We start from the raw sequence: 17,508 nt of genomic DNA, 5'->3' as shown, positions 1-17,508 counted from the left end.
GCAGGTAGTCCGGTATCCGCCTGCTCGTGAACGTGACCAGAGCGCTGCCGTTGCGCGTGTGGTAGTGGACGTCGGCCGCGTCGGCGGGAATCGACGCGCCCCCGGCGGTGATCACACCCCGCAGCCTCAGGTCGCTCCCGCCACAGGCCCGCGCGTCCCCACTGGGTGCACGGCAGCTCCGTCTCGACGACCAAAGGTCCTCGGACGGAGCTGCTCGCATGTTCGCCGGCTACATCGCGTCCAGCCCCGTCATGAGCTGCCCGTACGCCCCCTCGGCGGCCGCGACCGCGTCGTCGTACGCCTCGTCGGCGGTCCTGCCGGACGTGATCGTCCGCCAGTTCTCCTGTCCCAACTCCTGCTGTACGGCGATCAGATGGGCCGCGGCCAGGCGTCTCACGATCGGTGGCGTACCGCCGGAGCCGGACGGCAGGGCGTCCGCGAGCGCGTCGATGTCCTGGCCGGTGTACCGCAGCCGCATGCCGATGCGGAGGCTGGGCGTGCGGTAGACGAGGTCCTGGAAGGACAGCACCTCGGGGTGGTCGTTGAGGCCGGTGATCGGGTTCCGGGCGGCGAGTCCGGCCAGGAAGTGGTCACGCAGGGCCGCGGTCGGGGTCAGACCGGCCGGGCGCTCCCGCACCACCCGGGCCGCCTCGCCGAGGTGGTCGGCGAAACGGTGCAGGACCAGGTCCTCCTTGGTCGGGAAGTACCGGAACAGCGTCGCCTTGGAGACCTCGGCCGCCGCCGCGACCTCGACGACGGACACCTCGTCGAAACCCCGCACGCGAAAGAGACGCAGGGCTTCCTGAGCGATGAGGTTCCGCGTGCGTTCCTTCTTGCGCTCGCGCAGACCGGCGGGTTCGTCCATGCCGACGACTTTACCAGAATGGTGAGACTCGGGATCGGATGAGACCGGGAATCTTCTGAGACCGGGTTGCATTTTCTCGCCGGGCGATGTTCCATGGACGTACGACGACGCATGGACGCACGACGACGAGGGGATCTCCATGACCGACGACGGTGTACTGATCGTGGGCGCCGGACCGACCGGGCTCACGCTGGCCATCGAGCTGGCCCGGCGCGGTGCGGGGGTGCGGATCGTGGACGCGGCCCCGGCACCGCACCGGGAATCCCGGGGCAAGGGCCTGCAGTCGCGCACCCTGGAGGTCCTGGAGGACGTCGGCGTCACCGAGCGCGTCCTCACTGCCGGGACGACACGACTGCCGTTCCGCAAGTACTTCGACGGCGCGCACGTGAACGACACCGACCCCTTCGCGGAGACCCGCCCCACACCGGACGCACCGTACGAGCGAGGGGTCCTCATAGGGCAGTGGCAGGTGGAGAAACTCCTGCGCGAGCGGCTCGCGGAGTTCGGGGTCGGCGTCGAACCCGGCACCGAGGTCACCGGGTTCGAGCAGGACGAGGACGGTGTCACGGCCGTCCTCGCCGACGGGGAGCGGATCAGGGCCGGCTACCTCGTCGGCTGTGACGGCGGGCGCAGCCGGGTGCGCAAGGCCATGGGGGTGCGCTTCGAGGGGACGACGGAGGAGACGCAGTCGATGGTCGTCGGTGACGTCGAGGCCGAGGGAATCAGCCGGGACGTCTGGCATCAGTGGTTCGCGTCGGACGGAGGCGGAGTGATGCTCTGCCCCATGCCCGGCACGAACTCCTTCCAGTTCCAGGCCGGCCCCGAACTCGACGCGAGCGGCGAGCCGTTGCCGCCGTCACTGGAGAGCTTCCAGCGGATCTTCGAGCGGTACGCGCGCGTGCCCGGCGTCACGCTGACCGACCCGACCTGGCTCTCCGTCTGGCGGGTCAACGTCCGCATGGTCGACCGGATGCGCGTCGGCCGGGCCTTCCTGGCCGGGGACGCCGCCCACATCCACCCGATCGCCGGCGGCCTCGGCATGAACACCGGCATCCAGGACGCCTACAACCTGGGCTGGAAACTCGCCCTCGCGACCGCCGGGCAGGCGGGCCCCGGACTTCTGGACACCTACGAGGAGGAGCGCCTCCCGGTGGCCGCCTGGACCCTGGGCATCAGCACCGACCTGTACGCCCGAGTGCGCGAAGCGGTCAGGGAACCCGGCACGGGCGTCGAGGCCGCCGCCCCGCCCCCGATGGGCACGGGCTACCGCTGGAGCTCCCTCGCCACGCTCGCCACCCCCGCCACCCCCGCCACCACCGGCGACCCCGCCGTCCTGCGCCCCGGCGACCGCGCCCCCGACGCTCCGTGTCTGGACGCTTCGGGCAACCCGATCCGGCTCTTCCAGGTGTACGCGGACCCACGGTTCACGCTGCTCGGCTTCGGCACGGAAGTCGCGGGCGCGGTGGGCAAGTTGGGGGCCGAGCACGACGACCTGCTCCAGGCGTTCACGGTGGACGGCGGTGACCTGCGGGACCACGAGGGTCACGCCCGTCGCGCGTACGGCGTCACCGACCCGGCACTCGTCCTGGTCCGCCCCGACAACCACATAGCACTGCTGACCCGAGACCCGGCGGAAGTAGCGAACTATCTGTCCCGAATCACCACATTCCCCCCGAAAGAGTGATACTCGGAGTATGAGCATGGCAACGTATGAACTGCTGGCCGCGTCGCACAACACACTCGACGTGGGCGCCGCCTTTCTCGGTGGCCTGGTGATCGCAGGTGCGCTGGTCTGGGCCATACATTTCGGCATGAAGGTCCGGGACCAGGAACTTCCACGGCCGCTCCCCGAGGAGCAGCCCCACCTCCCCGTCGGCGGCGCCGTCCACGAGATGCGCGAGATGCGGGAGCCCGACGAGATGCCCGTGGCAGCGGAGGAGAAGGAACGGCTGATGCCGTACCAGCTCCACCACTCCGGAACCAGAACGGGAAAGGACCAGAGCCGGCTGCGCTGGCTGCCCGGACGGAGCGGTTCCTTCGGCGGTGGCGGCATAGGCCACGTGTGACCTGACCCAGGGGGCTCACCCCGCGGGTTCGCCCTGGGGTCGGCTCACACCTCCGCCGCGGGCAGCGTCACCTCGAACCGGCAACCGCCCGACACGTTCCGTACGGCGGCCCGTCCCTGATGCGCCTCGACGATCCCGCGCACGATCGCGAGCCCCAGCCCGGCCCCGGCGGGCGGAGTCCGCGCGTGCGTGCCACGCCACCCGGTGTCGAAGACGCGTGGCAGATCGTCCTCGGGGATCCCACCGCACCCGTCCGTCACGGACAGCACGACCCCGTCGGCGGACCGCTCGGCGGCAATGGCCACCGTGCCGTCGGCAGGCGTCCGCCGAATCGCGTTGACCAGCAGATTCCCCAGCACCCGGCTCATCTCCTTGCCGTCCACCTCGACGGGCACCGGTTCGATACGGTCGCCGACCAGCCGTACGCCGTGCTCGCGCGCGAGCGGGTCCGCGCCGGCGAGGGCGTCGCCGATCAGGTCGTACAGGGACATCCGGGAGCGGGTGAGGGCGAGGGAGCCGGCGTGGATGCGGGAGAGTTCGAAGAGGTCGCCGACCATGTCGTTGAGGCGTTCCACTTCGGTGCGGATCTGCCGGAGGTAGCGACCAGGATCGGCGGCGACCCCGTCCTCCAGGGCCTCGGACATCGCACGCAGACCGGCCAGCGGGGTCCGCAGGTCGTGCGAGATCCAGGCGACGAGTTCGCGCCGCGACGACTCCAACGCCCGTTCGCGGTCACGGGATTCAGCGAGCTTGGCGCTGGTGGCCGCCAACTCGCGGCTGACGTCGGCGAGTTCGGCGGTGGCGGGTCGCGCCGGGGCGAAGTAGTCGCCGCCGTCGCCGAAGTCGCGGGCGGCGAGGGCGAGTTCACGGCTGCGGGCGACGACCCAGCGGCCGAGCAGCAGCGCGGTGAGCAGGGAGACGACGGCGGCCATCGCGACCACCGTCGTGACCACGGACAGATCGTGCCGGGACAGGAACATCGCCTGCGCCACGGCCAGCGTCCCGGCGAGCATCGCGGTCACGGCCACCGCGGCGACCACGGACACGGACGCGGTGAGCGACCGCCGGCGCAACATCCACAGGGCACCGACACCGAGCACACCGGCGACAGCGGCCCCGAGAAAGGCGAACAGGGCGATGAGAAGGGCGTCACGCATGATCAGTTCCCCTCGGTGCCGGTGGGATCGAAGCGGTACCCGATCCCCCACACCGTCTGGATGAACTGCGGCCGTCCCGGGTCGTCCTCGACCTTCCCGCGCAGCCGCCGTACATGGACGGTGACGGTCGACAGATCACCGAAGTCCCACCCCCACACCTCCCGCATCAGATCCTCCCGCCCGTACACCCGCCCCGGATGCCGAAGGAAGAAGGCGAGGAGATCGAACTCCCGGTGGGTGAGGGCTAGTTCGGCACCGTCCTTGGTGGCGCGGCGGGCAGCGGGATCCACGGCCAGCCCCCCAGCACTCAACGGGGCGGCGGACCCTACAGGCAACCGAGACCGCCGCAACACCGACTCCACCCGCAGCACCAGCTCCCGCGGACTGAACGGCTTGGTGACGTAGTCATCGGCCCCGACTTCGAGCCCGAGAATCCGATCGTCCTCGTCCCCCCGAGCGGTCAGCATGATCACCGGCACGGGCCCCCGCCCCCGCATCCGCCGACAGACCTCCAGCCCGTCCATCCCCGGCAACATCAGATCGAGCACCACCAGGTCGGGCCAGTGCGCATCGGCCCGAGCAAGCGCCTCCGGCCCGTCCGCGGCCCGCTCCACGACATACCCGGCCCGATCGAGATACCCGGAGACGACTTCGGCCACGGTCGGATCGTCGTCGACCACCAGGACACGGGCGCCCGCGGAACCTCCGGCCTCACCGGATTCCTGGACCCGCCCGGCCTTCCCGGCCCTCTCGTACGGCTGCTGCATACCGCCAGCCTCGCACCACATCCCCCGCCGATGCCGCCCCGCACCGGCTCCGGACGCCGGACGTCCGTGTTTCGTAAGAACATCCGGCGCCCTGCGCTGTCCTACTGCTGCGCCCCGGCCCGCCCCGGGTAGACCGCCAACGCCCAGATCACGAACACGTCGACCGCGATCATGATGACCGACCAGACGGGGGCGTACGGGAGGAACATGAACTGGAGGATGGCGCTGAGGCCGGCGAGGACGATGCCGCAGACCCTGGCCCAGCTCATGCCCCGGAGGATGCCCCAGCCGGTGACCGCGCCCACGGCGCCGAGGCAGATCAGGATGACGCCCCAGCCGGTGAGGTTGATGCTGTAGATGTAGTCGCCGACGCGGGTGTAGACGTCGTCCTTGGCCAGCGCGGAGATGCCCTGGAGGATGGCGATGACGCCGTTCATCAGCATCAGGACGCCGGCGAAGACCGCGCCGCCCATCGCGAGGCCGCTGCCGCCCGGGGGCGGGCCGTAGCCTCGGGTGCCGGGAGCCTGGCCGGAGTCGTTCCAGGCCGGGGGCTTCTCCTGGCCGCCGGCGGACGGCGAGTGCGGCTGCTGCGTCGAGTGCGGCTGCTGGGTCATGGCCGTGCCCCACCTCTCTGTGGTCTGTGGTGCTTCGACCATCCGGCCGGGGCACCCCCTCCACCAGGGGAGTTACGCCGTACGGGTGACACCCGACGCGGCCTCCGGTCCCGGTCCCGGCCCCGGTTCCGACCCCGGCCCCTCCTCCGGTTCCGCCGCCAGGAACTCCACCACCGCCAGCCCGAACAGCACCGCCAGCCCCAGCCCGACCACCACCCACCCCGTCGGATACGACCACAGCAGATACGCCAGCAGCGCCGCCCCCACCAGCACCCAGCTGATCCACGCCCGGTACCGGCGCGCGAACGGTCCCACCGGCCCCGTACACAACCCCGCCCCGTCGGCCACCGCACGCACCGCCCCGATCCCGGACGTCCACAGCCGTCGTACGAGACCTGCCCGGCGGCCCGGGCCCGTCAGCCAGGCGCCCAGCGCGATCACCACGCCCAGCGCCACGACCATCCGTACGGTCGTGTGCAGGAACCGGGTCAGCGCGTCGTACACCGCGGCGGCCGCCCCCGGTGACACTCCCGCCGGGAGCGCGTCCAGGTACACGGCGCGGAAGACCCGTAGCGCGATGCCCAGCAGTGCCGTCGCGGCGGCCACTCCCAACGCGCCCGTCACCAGCGCGCGCCGCCTCCGTCCCGCCAGCAGGACGCCCGCCGCGACCAGCAGCACCGCCACCAACGGGAGCCAGGTACCGGCGAGTTGGAGCAAGCGGAAGTACGTCTTGTACGTGCCGAGGTCGTCGCTCTTGAGCAGCGTGATCGACGTGTGGATCTCGGGGATCTTCCCGGCGACCGTCATCCCGTCGTCGACCAGCCGCTGTTTCACCTGGTCCACCACCGGGCCCACGTCGAGCGTCACCGCGCCGTCGTCGAGCCGTACCGCGCCGCCCCCACTGCCGGTCAGGGCTTTCTCCACAGTGCTGTGGACACGGCGGTTGGCGTCCTTCCAGGTCGTGGCGAAGGCGTCCGAGGCGGCCACCGCCTGCGCCTTGTCGTGGACGAAGGCGCGGACCGCGTCCTCCAGTGAACCGCCGAGCGCCCCCAACGCCTTTTCCAGCAGCGGGCGTTGGTCGGGGGCCGCGCCGGAGAGGAGCGCGGCGAGATCGAGGTGGTCCATCACCGCCGACGTCACCCGGTTCGCCACAGCGTTCTGGATGTCCGGGTCGGAGGCGAGCGGCGCCACCGTCGCCACATAACGGTCCGTGTCCCCCACGGTGTCCGCCGTCCACGCGGCCACCACACCCAACGGCGCGAGCACGCACCCCACGATCACCAGCACCACGGCGACCAGCGAACGCACCCGGTGCCGCGGCCTCCGCTCCGCCTCCAGTACGGCCACGCGCGCCCGCAGCCGCTCCAGTTCCCCGGCGCCGCTCTCCGCCACCCGCTCCTCCTCCGCCGACGCCGTGACTGCCAGGGCATCCCCGGTCGCCCGCGTCCGCGAGCAGTGCCGCGCCGTTCGGGTGACGCCGGCATGCGGCCGTACGGCATCGGACCTTCACTTGAGGGACGGCTGAGGGACGACCCGACTCATGGAGGCGACATGGCCTGGAACAGGCGCGGTGCGGTGCGGGCGGCGGCTGTCACCCTCGACCTAACCGGTCTGGCCGGGTTGACCGGTTGTTCTGACGACAGCACCCCCTCCTCCGCCGCCGGCAAGGCCGCGTCCGCCGTCGCGTCCATCGGGGCGCAGGCCACCGGCGCGATCGCGTCGGCCACCGCCGAGGCCGGCCGCGAACTCGGCGACGTGAAGAACGGCGTCGACGCGAAGGACGCAGTCCAACTCGGCGCCCCCGCAACCGACTCGGCCGGCCGCAGCACCGTGCGAGGTCACCGCCGACAACACCGACCGCCGGCTCGGCCAAGTCCTTTGCCGTACAGGTCGAGTTCAAGGACGAGGGCGGCAATCTCCTCGACACCGTCTCCCACGTCCCGGCCCACAAGTCCGCTACGGCGACCGCCCGCAGCAACCGCGAACTGTCGGGCGGCGTGAAGACGGACGTCGGCACGGCACTGCGGTACTAGTCAGCAGTTCACCTGCCCTGCGACTTGGCGAACTCCCGTGGAAACAGCGCCTCTACGTGCGCCATCTGCTCGATCTCCGACGGGTCGACGCTCTCGTTCGGAGCGTGGATGAGGCAGCGGGGTTCCTCGACGCCCATGAGGATGATCTCGGCGCGGGGGTAGGTCTCGGCGAGGACGTTGCACAGGGGGATGGAGCCGCCCTGGCCGAGGAAGGCGACGGGCTTGCCGTAGACCTCGCGCATCGCGGCCGACGCCGACATGGCGCGCCGGCCACTCTTCCTGGGCTGGATCGTCTTCACCGTCGGCACGGTGCTCACCTTCGCGATCGCGGTGGGGATGGTGTTCGGGGCGGCGCTGACGGAAGGGAGGGGGCGGAAGTCGCCGTAGTAATAGGGGTGTTGGGGTGCGGGTGTGTTGGGCTCAGGCCATCCAGAGGTCAGGCCATCCAGAAGAAGACGGCGGTCATCCGCTTCTCCTCCAGCGTGCTGCCGTGGTAACCGGTCGCGCTGTGCACGAGGTTGGCGTGGTAGAGCAGCAGGCTGTTGTACCGGTGCGGCACGCGCACGTCCTCCTCGAAGGCGTCCGGCGCAACGAACCGCGTACCGAGTGCCTCGACGAGGTTGTTGTGCGGGGCCTGCACGACGTTGCCGCCGAGGCGCCCGCCCGGCAGATGCTGCCGGTAGAAACTGGTCCCGCAGTCCTTCGGCACGGAGGGGTTGAGGTACAGCACGGCGGCGTACCGGCACAGGGCGCGGGAGTCGGTGTGCGGCCGGGGCTCGCTCTCGCCCTTCCCCACGACCTGGATGCAGTTGTGGTTGAGCGTCCCGCCCCCGGGCGCCGTCTCCACCCACAGTTCCTTGACCCCGATCGCCTGCTTCACCAGCCGCTCGATCCGCCCCAGTTCGGCCGGCTCCAGCCCCGGCATGGTGCGCAGCCCCGGCCAGGTCTCCGACGTGTACGGATACCCCTTGACCCAGTCGTCCTTCGCGAGACACCGCTCCCGTACGGCATCCACGTCCGGAAGCACGTCGTTCAGCACCCAGTAGTCACGGCCCTTGGTGGGCTTGCGGTACGGGAGGACGGGGAGGGGGGCCTGGTGGCGGGCCCGCTGGGGGTGTGGGGGGAGTGGTGGCATGGGGCCGAACGTATAGCGGGGGTCCGCCAATGCTGTGCCATCCACCGGTCAACATTCCGTCAATGAAGGGGTGTTGGGGGCGGGGCCGAGGGGCGGGGGGATCAGGCTCAGAGGGTGGCGTCCTGTGAGCCCGCCGCTGAGGCATCCGCGCCATCCACACCGTCCGCCTCTACGACGAACAGGTCCTCGGAGGCTGTGACCGTCAGGGCCCGGTCGAACCAGAGAGTGAGGGTGTCGAGGTCGGTGCAGGACGTGATGCGCTCCCGGATGTCCTCGGAGACAAGGATTTCGCGCTTCTCCAGCAGGCGCAGGATCAGCGCAGCCTCGCCCGCGGCTTTACCCTCAGCTTTGCCCTCGGCCTGACCTTCCAGATAGGCCCTCTCCATGAGGTGGCCCCGGCCGGGGAAGTAGTTGACGAAACCCATGATGCTCCTCCATTTGTCGCCTGCGGGGGTCTCCCCGAGGGTGACGTCCAGGAATTGGTAGATGTAGTCGGAGGCGTCGGTGTCCATGCCCATCAGGGCCTGGTCCAGTGCGTCCAGTATGGCGTCGCATTCGCGGTTGTTGGCGTGTGTCAGGGCGGAGAAGGCAGCCATCGCGGGATTTCGGGCGGCGGTCCTCGCGTCCGTGATCATCGGGAGGTTGTCCGGTCCGACGACGAGGGGGCACGTTCGCTGGACCGTCCAGCCGCGCGTACCGCAATCGAACGGACCGGCCGCCCACTTGGCCGTGGCCCGGTCGCGGCAGACCACGAGCAGCAGGACCGGCAACTTGTACTTCGACTGAAGGTAGGCGACGTAGTACGGCCAGCTCACCTCCTTCCTGTCGTCCCGCCGTTCCTGCGACTCGACGGCGAGCAGGAAGTCCTCCCCGTCCGACGGGCAGACCCGCAGCGCGGTGTCGATGTGCCGTGCGATCGGCCGGGTCTCCGTCACGTCGGAGGTGATCGCGTACACCGCCGCCTTCTCGGGTAACGCGATGCCCAGTACGCCGAAGACGGGCGTCAGGATCTCGGGCCGCTCCTGGAAGATGCGGTGCATGCCCTCGTGAGCTGATGTGACCATGTGCGCAACCTAGATGGATCAAGGACCGTGCTGTCCGGCCGATTCGAGGACGTTCACCCTTTCGAGGGGCGAAGGAACGTTCAGGCCGTGCCGCCCAGTTCGCACCAGACGTATTTGCCCCGGTGACCGTTCCTGGACAGGGGCTGCCAGCCCCAGAGGTCGGCGCAGGCCTTGACGAGGGCGAGCCCTCGGCCCTCCTCCAGATCGGTGATCGCGCTCAACTCGCGTGGGAGTTCCGGGGGTTCGGGGTTCGCGTCCCAGGCTCCGATGCGGAGGGTGTCGGGCGACCAGGAAACTCGTAGGGCGGCGGGACCTTCCGTGTGGCGAACAGCGTTGCCCACCAGTTCCGTTGCGAGGAGTTCGGCGGTGTCGACCAGGCCGATCAGTCCGTGCATCGTCAGGATGAGGCGGAGGGTGCGGCGGCAGACCGTGACGGAGCGGGGGTCGTTGGGGATGTTGAGGGAGTACTCCCAGGGGGCGGGGTGTTCGGTTTTGGGCATGCGTGAACTCCGGTTGAGTGGAGGGGAGTTGACGTGCGGGGACGGTGGCAGTGCCGCAGCCGTCGTGGCAGGACGGAGCGGTGCGCTTCCGGTGACCCGGCGTTTCGCAACGTGTGCGGCGCATCACTGACGGTAGGTCTGAAAGTTGCGACTCCGCAAGTCGTTCACGTAATCTCACGCCCGAACGGGGCACACCGAACGGCGAGTTGAACCCTGGAGCAGGACATGGCAACGCGGCGACACCCCACTGCACGGCAGTTGCGCCTGGGTACCGAGCTGCGCAGGCTTCGAGATGCCGCGGGACTCAAGGCCACCGAGGCGGCGACCCTGCTCGGAGTGAACTCGACGCAGATGAGCCAGATCGAGTCCGGGGTCGCAGGGGTGAGTGAGGAGCGGGTGCGACGCCTCGCGGCCAACTACGCCTGTCCCGAAGGGGAATTGATCGATGCCCTGGTAGCCATGGCCACGGATCGGACGCGCGGCTGGTGGGAGGAGTACCGGGGTGTCCTCCCCGCCGCCTACTTCGACCTCGCCGAGCTGGATCATCACGCGACGTTCCGGCACGACGTGGCGGTCACGCATGTGCCTGGCCTCTTCCAGACGGAGGCCTACGCACGCGACCTCTTCGCCTATATGAACCCAGAGTTCCCCGCAAGCGAGTTGGACCACCGAGTGGCCCACAGGATGAAGCGGAAGGTCATCATCGAGGGCCTCGACCCCATCCCGTACGAGACCGTGATCCACGAAGCGGGGCTCCGTATCAGGGTGGCCGGCCGGGCCGCCTTCCGTGCTCAACTGGACCGCATCCTGGAGCTGTCGGAGGCGGAACACATCACGGTGCGGGTCATCCCGTTCGAACTGGACGCCTTCGCGGGGGCCGGTGGTGCGATGGTGCACCTAGGTGGGGTGGTGCCCCGCCTGGACACTGTGGTGCGTGACGCTCCGCATGGCACCGCGTTCCTTGACTCTGAGGCCCAACTGGAGCACTTTCGAAAGCTCTTCCGTAAAGTGAAGGGCGAGTCGCTCGACCCCGCACAGTCACGCGACCTCATTCACCAGTTGACCAAGAATCTGTGAGGAAAAGCCATGATCACCCCCGCTCAGTGGCAGAAGTCATCCTTCTCCGGCGGCGGTGAAGGCAACGACTGCGTCGAACTCGCCGCAACCTCCGCCAAGGTCCACCTCCGCGAAAGCGACACCCCCACCACCACACTCACCACAACCCCCGCCCCTGTCACCCACCTGCTGCAAGCGATACGCATCGGCACCTTCCCCCAGCACCCCTGACAAAGGAGCTGCGAGTCACACCATGAACCGCACCCTCTACTGGCAGAAGTCCACCTTCTGCGGAGGCGGCGACGGAGACGACTGCGTCGAGGTCGCCGCCTCCCCCACCACGATCCACCTCCGCGAATCCGACACCCCCACCGCCCACCTCACGACCACCCCCACTCCCCTCACCCACCTCCTCCAGGCAATCCACACCCGCACCCTCCACCCCCGCCCCTGACCCCACCGCGAGAGCCAGGTCACATTCAGGGCTGTCACATTCGTAGGGGGCCGTTCCGTCAGAGCTGTGTACGCACCAGCCACGACAGAACAGAGGAGCCCACCATGGGTGCCCGACTGAACCCCTTCGACAGTCCCCTCGCCGGCAAAGCCCTCAAGCACTTCGTCGCGGCGGGCAAGGTCATCGAGGACTCGCCGCTGCCCGCCGCCACGCAGGAACTGGTGAAGTTGCGCGCGAGCCAGATCAACGGGTGCGGGTTCTGCACCGACATGCACAGCAAGGACGCGGCCGCCGCAGGTGAGACGTCGGTACGGCTCAACCTCGTCGCCGCGTGGCGTGAGGCCACCGTGTTCAGCGACGCCGAGCGCGCCGCGCTGGAGCTGACCGAGGAAGGTACCCGTATCGCGGACACGGCCGGCGGTGTACCGGACGAGGTGTGGGCGAACGCGGCCAAGCACTACGACGACGAGCAGCTCATGGCGCTCGTCTCGCTGATCGCCCTCATCAACACCTTCAACCGCATGAACGTCATGCTCACGATGCCCGCCGGCGACTACAAGCCCGGCCAGTTCGCGTAGCGCGAGCGCGAGTGCGAGCCGAGGAGCAGCGCCGCCAGTGCCAGGGCCGCGTCCTTGGGTGTGCCCAGGTCCAGGCCCGTCAGTTCGGTGACGCGGGCCAGGCGGTAGTCCACCGAGTTGGGGTGGAGGCCCAGGACGCGGGCCGTGGCTCTGCGGTCCTGGCGTTGTTCCAGGTGGGTGCGGAGGGTGGCGGTCAGATCCGGGCGGTCCGCGAGGGGGGCCAGGAGCGCCGCGATACGGTCGCTGCCCGCGCTGGGGCGGGACAGGTGGTACTCCAGGAGTACGTCGTCCAGGTGGTGCCTGCCCGGTGTGTGGCCGCAGGCCGTTGCCACCCGCACGATCTCCGTACCCACCCTCGCCGCGTCCGGGATGTCCCCGGTCTCCTCGGCGACCGTCGCGGCCAGCCGGAGTCCCTGGCCCGCCGCCTCCCGCAGTACGGCCGTCGCCGCGTCCGGCAACTCCGTGCGGCCCGGCACGAGCGCGTGGCCGCCGGTGCCGTTCAGCAGCGCCGGTACCTCCGTACCGAAGAGTCGGTCCAGGGCGGTCTGCACCCGGCGCACGAGTCGTCGTACGGCCACCCCGCCGGGCCCGCCCAGGTCCCGCGACGCGAACCGCAGGTGCACGACCAGGAACGGTCCCGCCGGGGCATCGGCGGTCCCCCTCCCCTCCAGCAACGCCCGTGCCAGCGACCGCCGTTGCTCCCGGCGCTCAGCGGCGATCGCGGCCTGTTCATCCAGGTAGCTCTCCGTCACCGCGCCGATGACCCGCCCCTGGGAGGCGATGAGGGCACCGCACAGTTCCGTCAACGCGTTCTCCTCGCCGGGCCGGGCCGCGTCCGTAAGCGCCTGCCACAGGACATGGGCGCCGGTGGTGTAGGTCCCCAGGAGGAGTTGGAGGGGCATGCCCTCGTCCGCGCGTTGGTGGGCGCGTTCCTGGAAATAGCGCAGGCCGTCCTCCGTGGGGCGGGGCGCCTCGCCGCCGGCCGCGTTGCGCAGGAACCGGCGCAGACCGTGCCGGGCCGTCGCCGTGATCTCCACGTCCCGCACGTCGGCGGGCAGCTCCGCGTATCCGTGCAGCCGCTCGAAGACGGTGCGGGTCATGCGCCGGGCCAGCTCGTTCACCCGCGGTTCGCAACGGGCGGCGAGCGCGCGGGCGGCCGGGGACAGCGGGGCCGGGGACGTGGTGACCATCCCGCAGAACCTAGCCGGATGTGCCCGGCCGAGTGAACACCGCGTCCGGAGTCCGGGCGCCGCACCCGAAACCGGCGCATGCCACCCAAAGCCGAAACAAATCCCCGAAATCGGCCCGCGGCGCCCGGAGTTGAGGCCCCGCCAACCGGAGTCACCGTCCGTCACTTGTGACGCGCCCCACTCCGGCTTTACCAAAACCAAAGACTTCGAGCGCTTCCCCGATCCGTACTTCTGACTGTCCGTACCGCCGACGGGCGGTCCACGACACAGGAGGCACGGTGCGCTTTTCGCGGAACGCGACGGGAACGATGGTTGTGGGCGGTGCCCTCAGCCTGACCCTCGTCGCACTGGCCTATCCGGCAATGCTGGGCGTGACCACGGTCTCCAGCGCGCCCACGCGCGTGATCGCCAACACGCAGTGGGGGCCGTTGACCGAGGCGGACCGGGACTTCGTGGTCAAGGTGCGCGCGGCAGGGCTGTGGGAGTACCCCGTCGGCCAGATAGGCCTGAAGAAGGGGGCGAGCCCGGCGGTCATCACCGCGAGCAAGCACCTCATCGACGGGCACGCGGCGCTGGACTCGACGGTCCGCAAGGTCGCCCCCATGCTCAACATCACGATCCCCAACCAGCCCAGCCCGCAGCAGCAGGGGTTCATCAACACGCTGACCGCCGACAGCGGCAAGCAGTTCGACACGGACTTCGCCAACATCCTGCGGGTCACGCACGGCACGATCTTCAACTCGATTGCGAAGATCCGCTCGACGACCGAGAACACCCTGGTGCGGGCCCTGGCCGACCAGGCCAACGCGACCGTCCTGGACCACATCACGGTCATGGAGAAGACCGGTCTGGTCAACTTCAGCCAGGTCCTCTTCCAGGAGACGACCCCGCCGAAGCTGCCTGCCGTGGACCTGACTCCGCCGCCCCCGGCCGCGGGCCAGCCGGAGGTGGTGCTCACCCCGCCGGTGAACAGCACCACCCAACCGCCGGTCCTCCCGGGCGAGTCACCCACCGCGGCGAACGCGGCCAACCCGAGCACCACCCCGACCGTGGGGTGAGGACCGACAACAGGGGTGCCGGCCTACGGTCCCAGCCACACGGTCGTGTCCGGTGCCAACTGACCGTCCCCCGCCGCCGGTTCGCTGCTCAGCAGCACCTCCCCCGGCGGCAGGGCGACCGGCACGGCCGACAGGTTGGTGACACACCGCCAGCCGTCGGAGCGCGCGAAGCGCAGCACGCCGGGCGGGCTGTCGTCGGCCCAGGTCAGCGCCTCCCCGTCGAGCAGCTTGCGGCGCAGGCGGAGTGCGGTGCGGTAGAGCTCCAGGGTCGAGCCCTCGGTCCCGTCCTGTGCTTCGACGGCGTACGACGCGAAGCTCGCCGGCTGCGGCAGCCACGCGGGGCCCGGCCCGAAGCCGTACGACGGGCCGGTCCTCGTCCAGGGGAGCGGTACCCGGCAGCCGTCGCGGCCCTTGTGGGTGTGGCCCTGCTGTTCCCAGATGGGGTCCTGGAGGACCTCGACGGGCAGGTCGGCGACCTCGGGCAGACCGAGTTCCTCGCCCTGGTAGACGTACGACGAACCGGGCAGCGCCAGCATGAGCAGGGTCGCGGCCCGGGCGCGGCGCAGGCCTGCCGCCGTGTCGACCGGTGGCGTGTGACCGTTGGACAGGAGCCAGGTGTTCGGGTCGGTGCCCGGCGGCAGCATCAGGCGCGAGGCGTGTCGTACGACGTCGTGGTTGGACAGCACCCAGGTGGCCGAGGCGCCTGCCGCACGGGCCGTGGCGAGCGAGCCGGTGATCACCTCGCGCAGTTCGTCCGCGTCCCAACCGGCTTCCAGGTACTCGAAGTTGAAGGCCTGGCCGAGTTCGTCCGGGCGGGCGTACAGAGCGCGGCGGGCGGCCGGTACCCAGGCCTCGGCGACCGCCATGCGGGGCGGGGTGTAGGTGTCGAGGACCGTACGCCGCCAGTCCCGGTAGATCTCGTGGACCGCGTCGCGGTCGTAGTACGGGTGGGTGCCGGGCGGGAGGTCGTCGAGGACGTTCTCGGAGGCCGCCGGGAGATCGCCTACGTCGCGGAGAGGTTCGCTGAGGTCCTTGGCGAGGGCGTGGGCGACGTCCACGCGGAAGCCGTCGACGCCTCGGTCGGACCAGAAGCGCAGGGTGGTGCGGAAGTCGGCCCGGACCTCCTCGTTGTCCCAGTCGAGGTCGGGCTGTTCGGGCGTGAAGAGGTGCAAGTACCACTGCCCGTCCGGGAGTTGCTTCCACGCGCTGCCGCCGAAGACCGACGGCCAGTCGGTGGGCGGGAGTTGACCGTCCTCGCCGCGCCCGTCGCGGATCACGTAGCGGTCGCGGGCGGCGGAACCGGGCGGGGCGGCCAGCGCCTCCTGGAACCAACTGTGCAGCCGCGAGGTGTGGTTGGGCACGATGTCGACCATGACCTTCAAGCCCAGCCGGTGGGCCTCGGCGACCATCGCGTCGAAGTCGTCGAGGGTGCCCAGGCGCGGGTCCACGTCGCGGTAGTCGGCGACGTCGTAGCCGCTGTCGGCGAGTTCGGACGGGTAGAAGGGGCTGAGCCAGAGGGCGTCGACGCCCAGGGCGGCGAGATGGGTGAGACGCTGGGTGATGCCCTTGAGGTCCCCGAGCCCGTCACCGTCGGCGTCGGCGAAACTGCGCGGATAGACCTGGTAGACGACGGCCTGCCGCCACCAGTTCGGGTCACGGGAGGACAGGTCTGCGGCACGCTCGGTCACACGCACTCCTTATGAATCACCGCTGGGAATTCCCACTGCCCCGAGACGAACTTCCTCTGTTCCAAGGCAAGTTGACAGTCATCTTCCGGTGGACCCACGATGTGCACACGCTGTGGCGCAAGTGACCAATGGGCCCAGTGTTTCCTTCGCTGCTTCGCTCCACCACCCTCCACTCCTTGCACCGCCAGATGGGATCAGTATGTCCATAGCCAGTCGTGTCACCGTGCGCCGCCTGTTGGGGACGGGCGCCGCCTCCCTCGCCCTCGCCGCGGCCTCCGTCGCCGCAGCGTCCGGCGCCTGGGCCACCGGCGGCGGCGGTGACGGCTGGGACTCGGGGGGCCACTACCGGCCCGGCTCAGGCGCCGGCACGGTCACCGAGACCGAGGGCTGCCAGTTCTCGCTGAACGGGACCGACTTCTTCCCCTCGGTCAAGGTCGACGACCAGAACCTGAAGCCCACCGACGACGGCAAGATCCACATCAAGGTCCGCACCGCCGGCGACGCCGCGACCTGCACCGCCTCGCTCGCCTCGTACATCGCCCACGGCCCGACCTTCGCCACCTCCGGGCAGCAGGTCTTCGTCGACTTCGACACGGTGACCGTGAAGAAGGGCCAGACCGACTCGCTCGACATCGCGGTGCCGGACGAGGGCTGCTTCGCGCAGATCGACCTCTACCGGGGCGCGGTCAAGTTCGACGGCAACCCCGCCGCCGGCGACGGCCTCGTCCACGGCGACCTGCCCAAGGGCCCCGACCACACGGTCATCAAGGACAAGCTGATCGCGGCCTGGAACGGCGGCACGAAGGACTGCACGACCACCGAGTCCCCGTCCCCGACCCCGTCCACCCCCGCGTCGGTCCCGCCGCCGGCCTCGACGTCCACCCCGCCCGCCTCCGAGTCCTCGACCCCGAGCGCGTCCGAGTCGACCCCGGCGTCCTCCACCCCGACCCCGGCCGACTCCGAGTCGAGCACCGCCCCGGCCGCCGCGCCCTCGCCCAACGGCGGCAACGGCGACCTCGCGGAGACCGGCGGCGGCAGCAACACCGGCGTGCTGGTCGGCGGGGCCGCGGTGCTCCTGGCGGGCGGCGCGGCGATCGTGGTCGCCACTCGTCGCCGGCGGGCTTCGCACTCGTAGGCACACACCATGCGGGCGGCTCGCGAGGGTTCGGCGAGCCGCCCGCACACGGTGGATCACCGGCTCACCTGCCGGAGTACGCGGTCCCGGGGCCGTTCCTCACGGCCCGCGGGTGCGGGGTCTTGAGGGCCTCGACGAAGTCGCCGCC

General features: G+C 70.3%; 20 protein-coding genes. 9 read left to right on the top strand and 11 right to left on the bottom strand.

The genetic code is table 11. The annotated features are described in order from the left end of the window. Positions 1–229: 229 nt before the first annotated feature. Entirely contained in the window at positions 230–865 is a 636-nt protein-coding gene (locus ACFWP5_RS34255) for a TetR family transcriptional regulator (protein WP_384165585.1), read from the bottom strand. A 139-nt stretch (positions 866–1,004) separates the two neighbouring features. Here ACFWP5_RS34255 and ACFWP5_RS34250 point away from each other — a divergent pair, with 139 nt between their 5' ends. Continuing rightward, the gene (locus tag ACFWP5_RS34250; RefSeq protein WP_384165581.1) at positions 1,005–2,549 is read left to right on the top strand and encodes an FAD-dependent monooxygenase; all 1,545 of its coding nucleotides are present in this window, start codon (positions 1,005–1,007) and stop codon (positions 2,547–2,549) included. Between the two features lie 10 nt (positions 2,550–2,559). Then, a complete protein-coding gene (locus tag ACFWP5_RS34245; protein WP_384165578.1) occupies positions 2,560–2,931 on the top strand; it encodes a DUF6479 family protein in 372 nt (123 codons plus the stop codon). Between the two features lie 44 nt (positions 2,932–2,975). Here the strand turns inward: ACFWP5_RS34245 and ACFWP5_RS34240 are convergent, their stop codons facing one another. The 4 genes from ACFWP5_RS34240 to ACFWP5_RS34225 form a co-directional block, all read right to left on the bottom strand. Beyond that, on the bottom strand, positions 2,976–4,088 hold the full coding sequence (locus ACFWP5_RS34240; protein ID WP_384165575.1) for a sensor histidine kinase: 1,113 nt from the start codon (positions 4,086–4,088) through the stop codon (positions 2,976–2,978). Between the two features lie 2 nt (positions 4,089–4,090). After that, a complete protein-coding gene (locus tag ACFWP5_RS34235; protein ID WP_384165572.1) occupies positions 4,091–4,855 on the bottom strand; it encodes a response regulator transcription factor in 765 nt (254 codons plus the stop codon). 101 nt (positions 4,856–4,956) lie between these two features. Beyond that, on the bottom strand, positions 4,957–5,469 hold the full coding sequence (locus ACFWP5_RS34230) for a hypothetical protein (RefSeq protein ID WP_384165569.1): 513 nt from the start codon (positions 5,467–5,469) through the stop codon (positions 4,957–4,959). A 72-nt stretch (positions 5,470–5,541) separates the two neighbouring features. Continuing rightward, the gene (locus ACFWP5_RS34225) at positions 5,542–6,861 is read right to left on the bottom strand and encodes a hypothetical protein (RefSeq protein ID WP_384165566.1); all 1,320 of its coding nucleotides are present in this window, start codon (positions 6,859–6,861) and stop codon (positions 5,542–5,544) included. A 159-nt stretch (positions 6,862–7,020) separates the two neighbouring features. On the opposite strand from ACFWP5_RS34225, the gene ACFWP5_RS34220 reads away from it, so the two are divergent. Beyond that, complete coding sequence (locus ACFWP5_RS34220; protein WP_384165563.1) at positions 7,021–7,470, top strand: hypothetical protein; 450 nt, start codon at positions 7,021–7,023, stop codon at positions 7,468–7,470. A 40-nt stretch (positions 7,471–7,510) separates the two neighbouring features. On the opposite strand, the gene ACFWP5_RS34215 is transcribed toward ACFWP5_RS34220, so the two are convergent. From ACFWP5_RS34215 to ACFWP5_RS34200, 4 genes are all read right to left on the bottom strand, one after another. Beyond that, on the bottom strand, positions 7,511–7,810 hold the full coding sequence (locus ACFWP5_RS34215; RefSeq protein ID WP_384165560.1) for a hypothetical protein: 300 nt from the start codon (positions 7,808–7,810) through the stop codon (positions 7,511–7,513). 128 nt (positions 7,811–7,938) lie between these two features. Further along, complete coding sequence (locus ACFWP5_RS34210) at positions 7,939–8,637, bottom strand: DUF6445 family protein (RefSeq protein WP_384165557.1); 699 nt, start codon at positions 8,635–8,637, stop codon at positions 7,939–7,941. 107 nt (positions 8,638–8,744) lie between these two features. Next, the gene (locus ACFWP5_RS34205; protein ID WP_384165554.1) at positions 8,745–9,701 is read right to left on the bottom strand and encodes a hypothetical protein; all 957 of its coding nucleotides are present in this window, start codon (positions 9,699–9,701) and stop codon (positions 8,745–8,747) included. An 80-nt stretch (positions 9,702–9,781) separates the two neighbouring features. After that, on the bottom strand, positions 9,782–10,201 hold the full coding sequence (locus tag ACFWP5_RS34200) for an ATP-binding protein (RefSeq protein ID WP_384165551.1): 420 nt from the start codon (positions 10,199–10,201) through the stop codon (positions 9,782–9,784). A gap of 225 nt (positions 10,202–10,426) precedes the next feature. On the opposite strand from ACFWP5_RS34200, the gene ACFWP5_RS34195 reads away from it, so the two are divergent. The 4 genes from ACFWP5_RS34195 (at position 10,427) to ACFWP5_RS34180 (ending at position 12,289) form a co-directional block, all read left to right on the top strand. Next, positions 10,427–11,278: a helix-turn-helix domain-containing protein gene (locus ACFWP5_RS34195; protein ID WP_384165548.1), complete on the top strand. Its 852-nt coding sequence runs from the start codon at positions 10,427–10,429 to the stop codon at positions 11,276–11,278. Between the two features lie 9 nt (positions 11,279–11,287). Continuing rightward, entirely contained in the window at positions 11,288–11,488 is a 201-nt protein-coding gene (locus ACFWP5_RS34190) for a DUF397 domain-containing protein (RefSeq protein WP_384165545.1), read from the top strand. Between the two features lie 22 nt (positions 11,489–11,510). After that, complete coding sequence (locus ACFWP5_RS34185) at positions 11,511–11,711, top strand: DUF397 domain-containing protein (protein WP_384165542.1); 201 nt, start codon at positions 11,511–11,513, stop codon at positions 11,709–11,711. A 104-nt stretch (positions 11,712–11,815) separates the two neighbouring features. Beyond that, entirely contained in the window at positions 11,816–12,289 is a 474-nt protein-coding gene (locus ACFWP5_RS34180) for a carboxymuconolactone decarboxylase family protein (RefSeq protein ID WP_384165539.1), read from the top strand. Here ACFWP5_RS34180 and ACFWP5_RS34175 read toward each other — a convergent pair. Then, positions 12,265–13,479, bottom strand: coding sequence for a PucR family transcriptional regulator (locus ACFWP5_RS34175; RefSeq protein ID WP_384165536.1), 1,215 nt, complete (start codon positions 13,477–13,479; stop codon positions 12,265–12,267). The genes ACFWP5_RS34180 and ACFWP5_RS34175 overlap by 25 nt on opposite strands. A gap of 314 nt (positions 13,480–13,793) precedes the next feature. Between ACFWP5_RS34175 and ACFWP5_RS34170 the strand changes: the two genes are divergently transcribed. Beyond that, positions 13,794–14,537 (top strand): DUF4142 domain-containing protein, encoded by a 744-nt coding sequence (locus tag ACFWP5_RS34170; protein ID WP_384165603.1) that lies wholly within the window; start codon positions 13,794–13,796, stop codon positions 14,535–14,537. A gap of 23 nt (positions 14,538–14,560) precedes the next feature. On the opposite strand, the gene ACFWP5_RS34165 is transcribed toward ACFWP5_RS34170, so the two are convergent. Then, positions 14,561–16,225 (bottom strand): glycoside hydrolase family 13 protein, encoded by a 1,665-nt coding sequence (locus ACFWP5_RS34165; protein ID WP_384165534.1) that lies wholly within the window; start codon positions 16,223–16,225, stop codon positions 14,561–14,563. A gap of 199 nt (positions 16,226–16,424) precedes the next feature. Here ACFWP5_RS34165 and ACFWP5_RS34160 point away from each other — a divergent pair, with 199 nt between their 5' ends. Further along, complete coding sequence (locus tag ACFWP5_RS34160) at positions 16,425–17,360, top strand: LAETG motif-containing sortase-dependent surface protein (protein WP_384165531.1); 936 nt, start codon at positions 16,425–16,427, stop codon at positions 17,358–17,360. Positions 17,361–17,508: the final 148 nt, after the last annotated feature.

It is taken from the genome of Streptomyces sp. NPDC058469, from assembly GCF_042721125.1.
In the GTDB taxonomy this organism is placed as follows: Bacteria; Actinomycetota; Actinomycetes; order Streptomycetales; family Streptomycetaceae; genus Streptomyces.
Note: the sequence above shows the minus strand (reverse complement) of the source record. Positions and strands in the feature narration are given on the sequence as shown.

Excerpts from the sequence above, each read along its gene's own strand:
- ACFWP5_RS34255 (WP_384165585.1), bottom strand. The coding sequence starts at position 865 with ATGGACGAACCCGCCGGTCTGCGCGAGCGCAAGAAGGAACGCACGCGG.
- ACFWP5_RS34250 (WP_384165581.1), top strand. The coding sequence starts at position 1,005 with ATGACCGACGACGGTGTACTGATCGTGGGCGCCGGACCGACCGGGCTC.
- ACFWP5_RS34245 (WP_384165578.1), top strand. The coding sequence starts at position 2,560 with ATGAGCATGGCAACGTATGAACTGCTGGCCGCGTCGCACAACACACTC.
- ACFWP5_RS34240 (WP_384165575.1), bottom strand. The coding sequence starts at position 4,088 with ATGCGTGACGCCCTTCTCATCGCCCTGTTCGCCTTTCTCGGGGCCGCT.
- ACFWP5_RS34235 (WP_384165572.1), bottom strand. The coding sequence starts at position 4,855 with ATGCAGCAGCCGTACGAGAGGGCCGGGAAGGCCGGGCGGGTCCAGGAA.
- ACFWP5_RS34230 (WP_384165569.1), bottom strand. The coding sequence starts at position 5,469 with ATGACCCAGCAGCCGCACTCGACGCAGCAGCCGCACTCGCCGTCCGCC.
- ACFWP5_RS34220 (WP_384165563.1), top strand. The coding sequence starts at position 7,021 with ATGGCCTGGAACAGGCGCGGTGCGGTGCGGGCGGCGGCTGTCACCCTC.
- ACFWP5_RS34210 (WP_384165557.1), bottom strand. The coding sequence starts at position 8,637 with ATGCCACCACTCCCCCCACACCCCCAGCGGGCCCGCCACCAGGCCCCC.
- ACFWP5_RS34205 (WP_384165554.1), bottom strand. The coding sequence starts at position 9,701 with ATGGTCACATCAGCTCACGAGGGCATGCACCGCATCTTCCAGGAGCGG.
- ACFWP5_RS34200 (WP_384165551.1), bottom strand. The coding sequence starts at position 10,201 with ATGCCCAAAACCGAACACCCCGCCCCCTGGGAGTACTCCCTCAACATC.
- ACFWP5_RS34195 (WP_384165548.1), top strand. The coding sequence starts at position 10,427 with ATGGCAACGCGGCGACACCCCACTGCACGGCAGTTGCGCCTGGGTACC.
- ACFWP5_RS34190 (WP_384165545.1), top strand. The coding sequence starts at position 11,288 with ATGATCACCCCCGCTCAGTGGCAGAAGTCATCCTTCTCCGGCGGCGGT.
- ACFWP5_RS34185 (WP_384165542.1), top strand. The coding sequence starts at position 11,511 with ATGAACCGCACCCTCTACTGGCAGAAGTCCACCTTCTGCGGAGGCGGC.
- ACFWP5_RS34180 (WP_384165539.1), top strand. The coding sequence starts at position 11,816 with ATGGGTGCCCGACTGAACCCCTTCGACAGTCCCCTCGCCGGCAAAGCC.
- ACFWP5_RS34175 (WP_384165536.1), bottom strand. The coding sequence starts at position 13,479 with ATGGTCACCACGTCCCCGGCCCCGCTGTCCCCGGCCGCCCGCGCGCTC.
- ACFWP5_RS34160 (WP_384165531.1), top strand. The coding sequence starts at position 16,425 with ATGTCCATAGCCAGTCGTGTCACCGTGCGCCGCCTGTTGGGGACGGGC.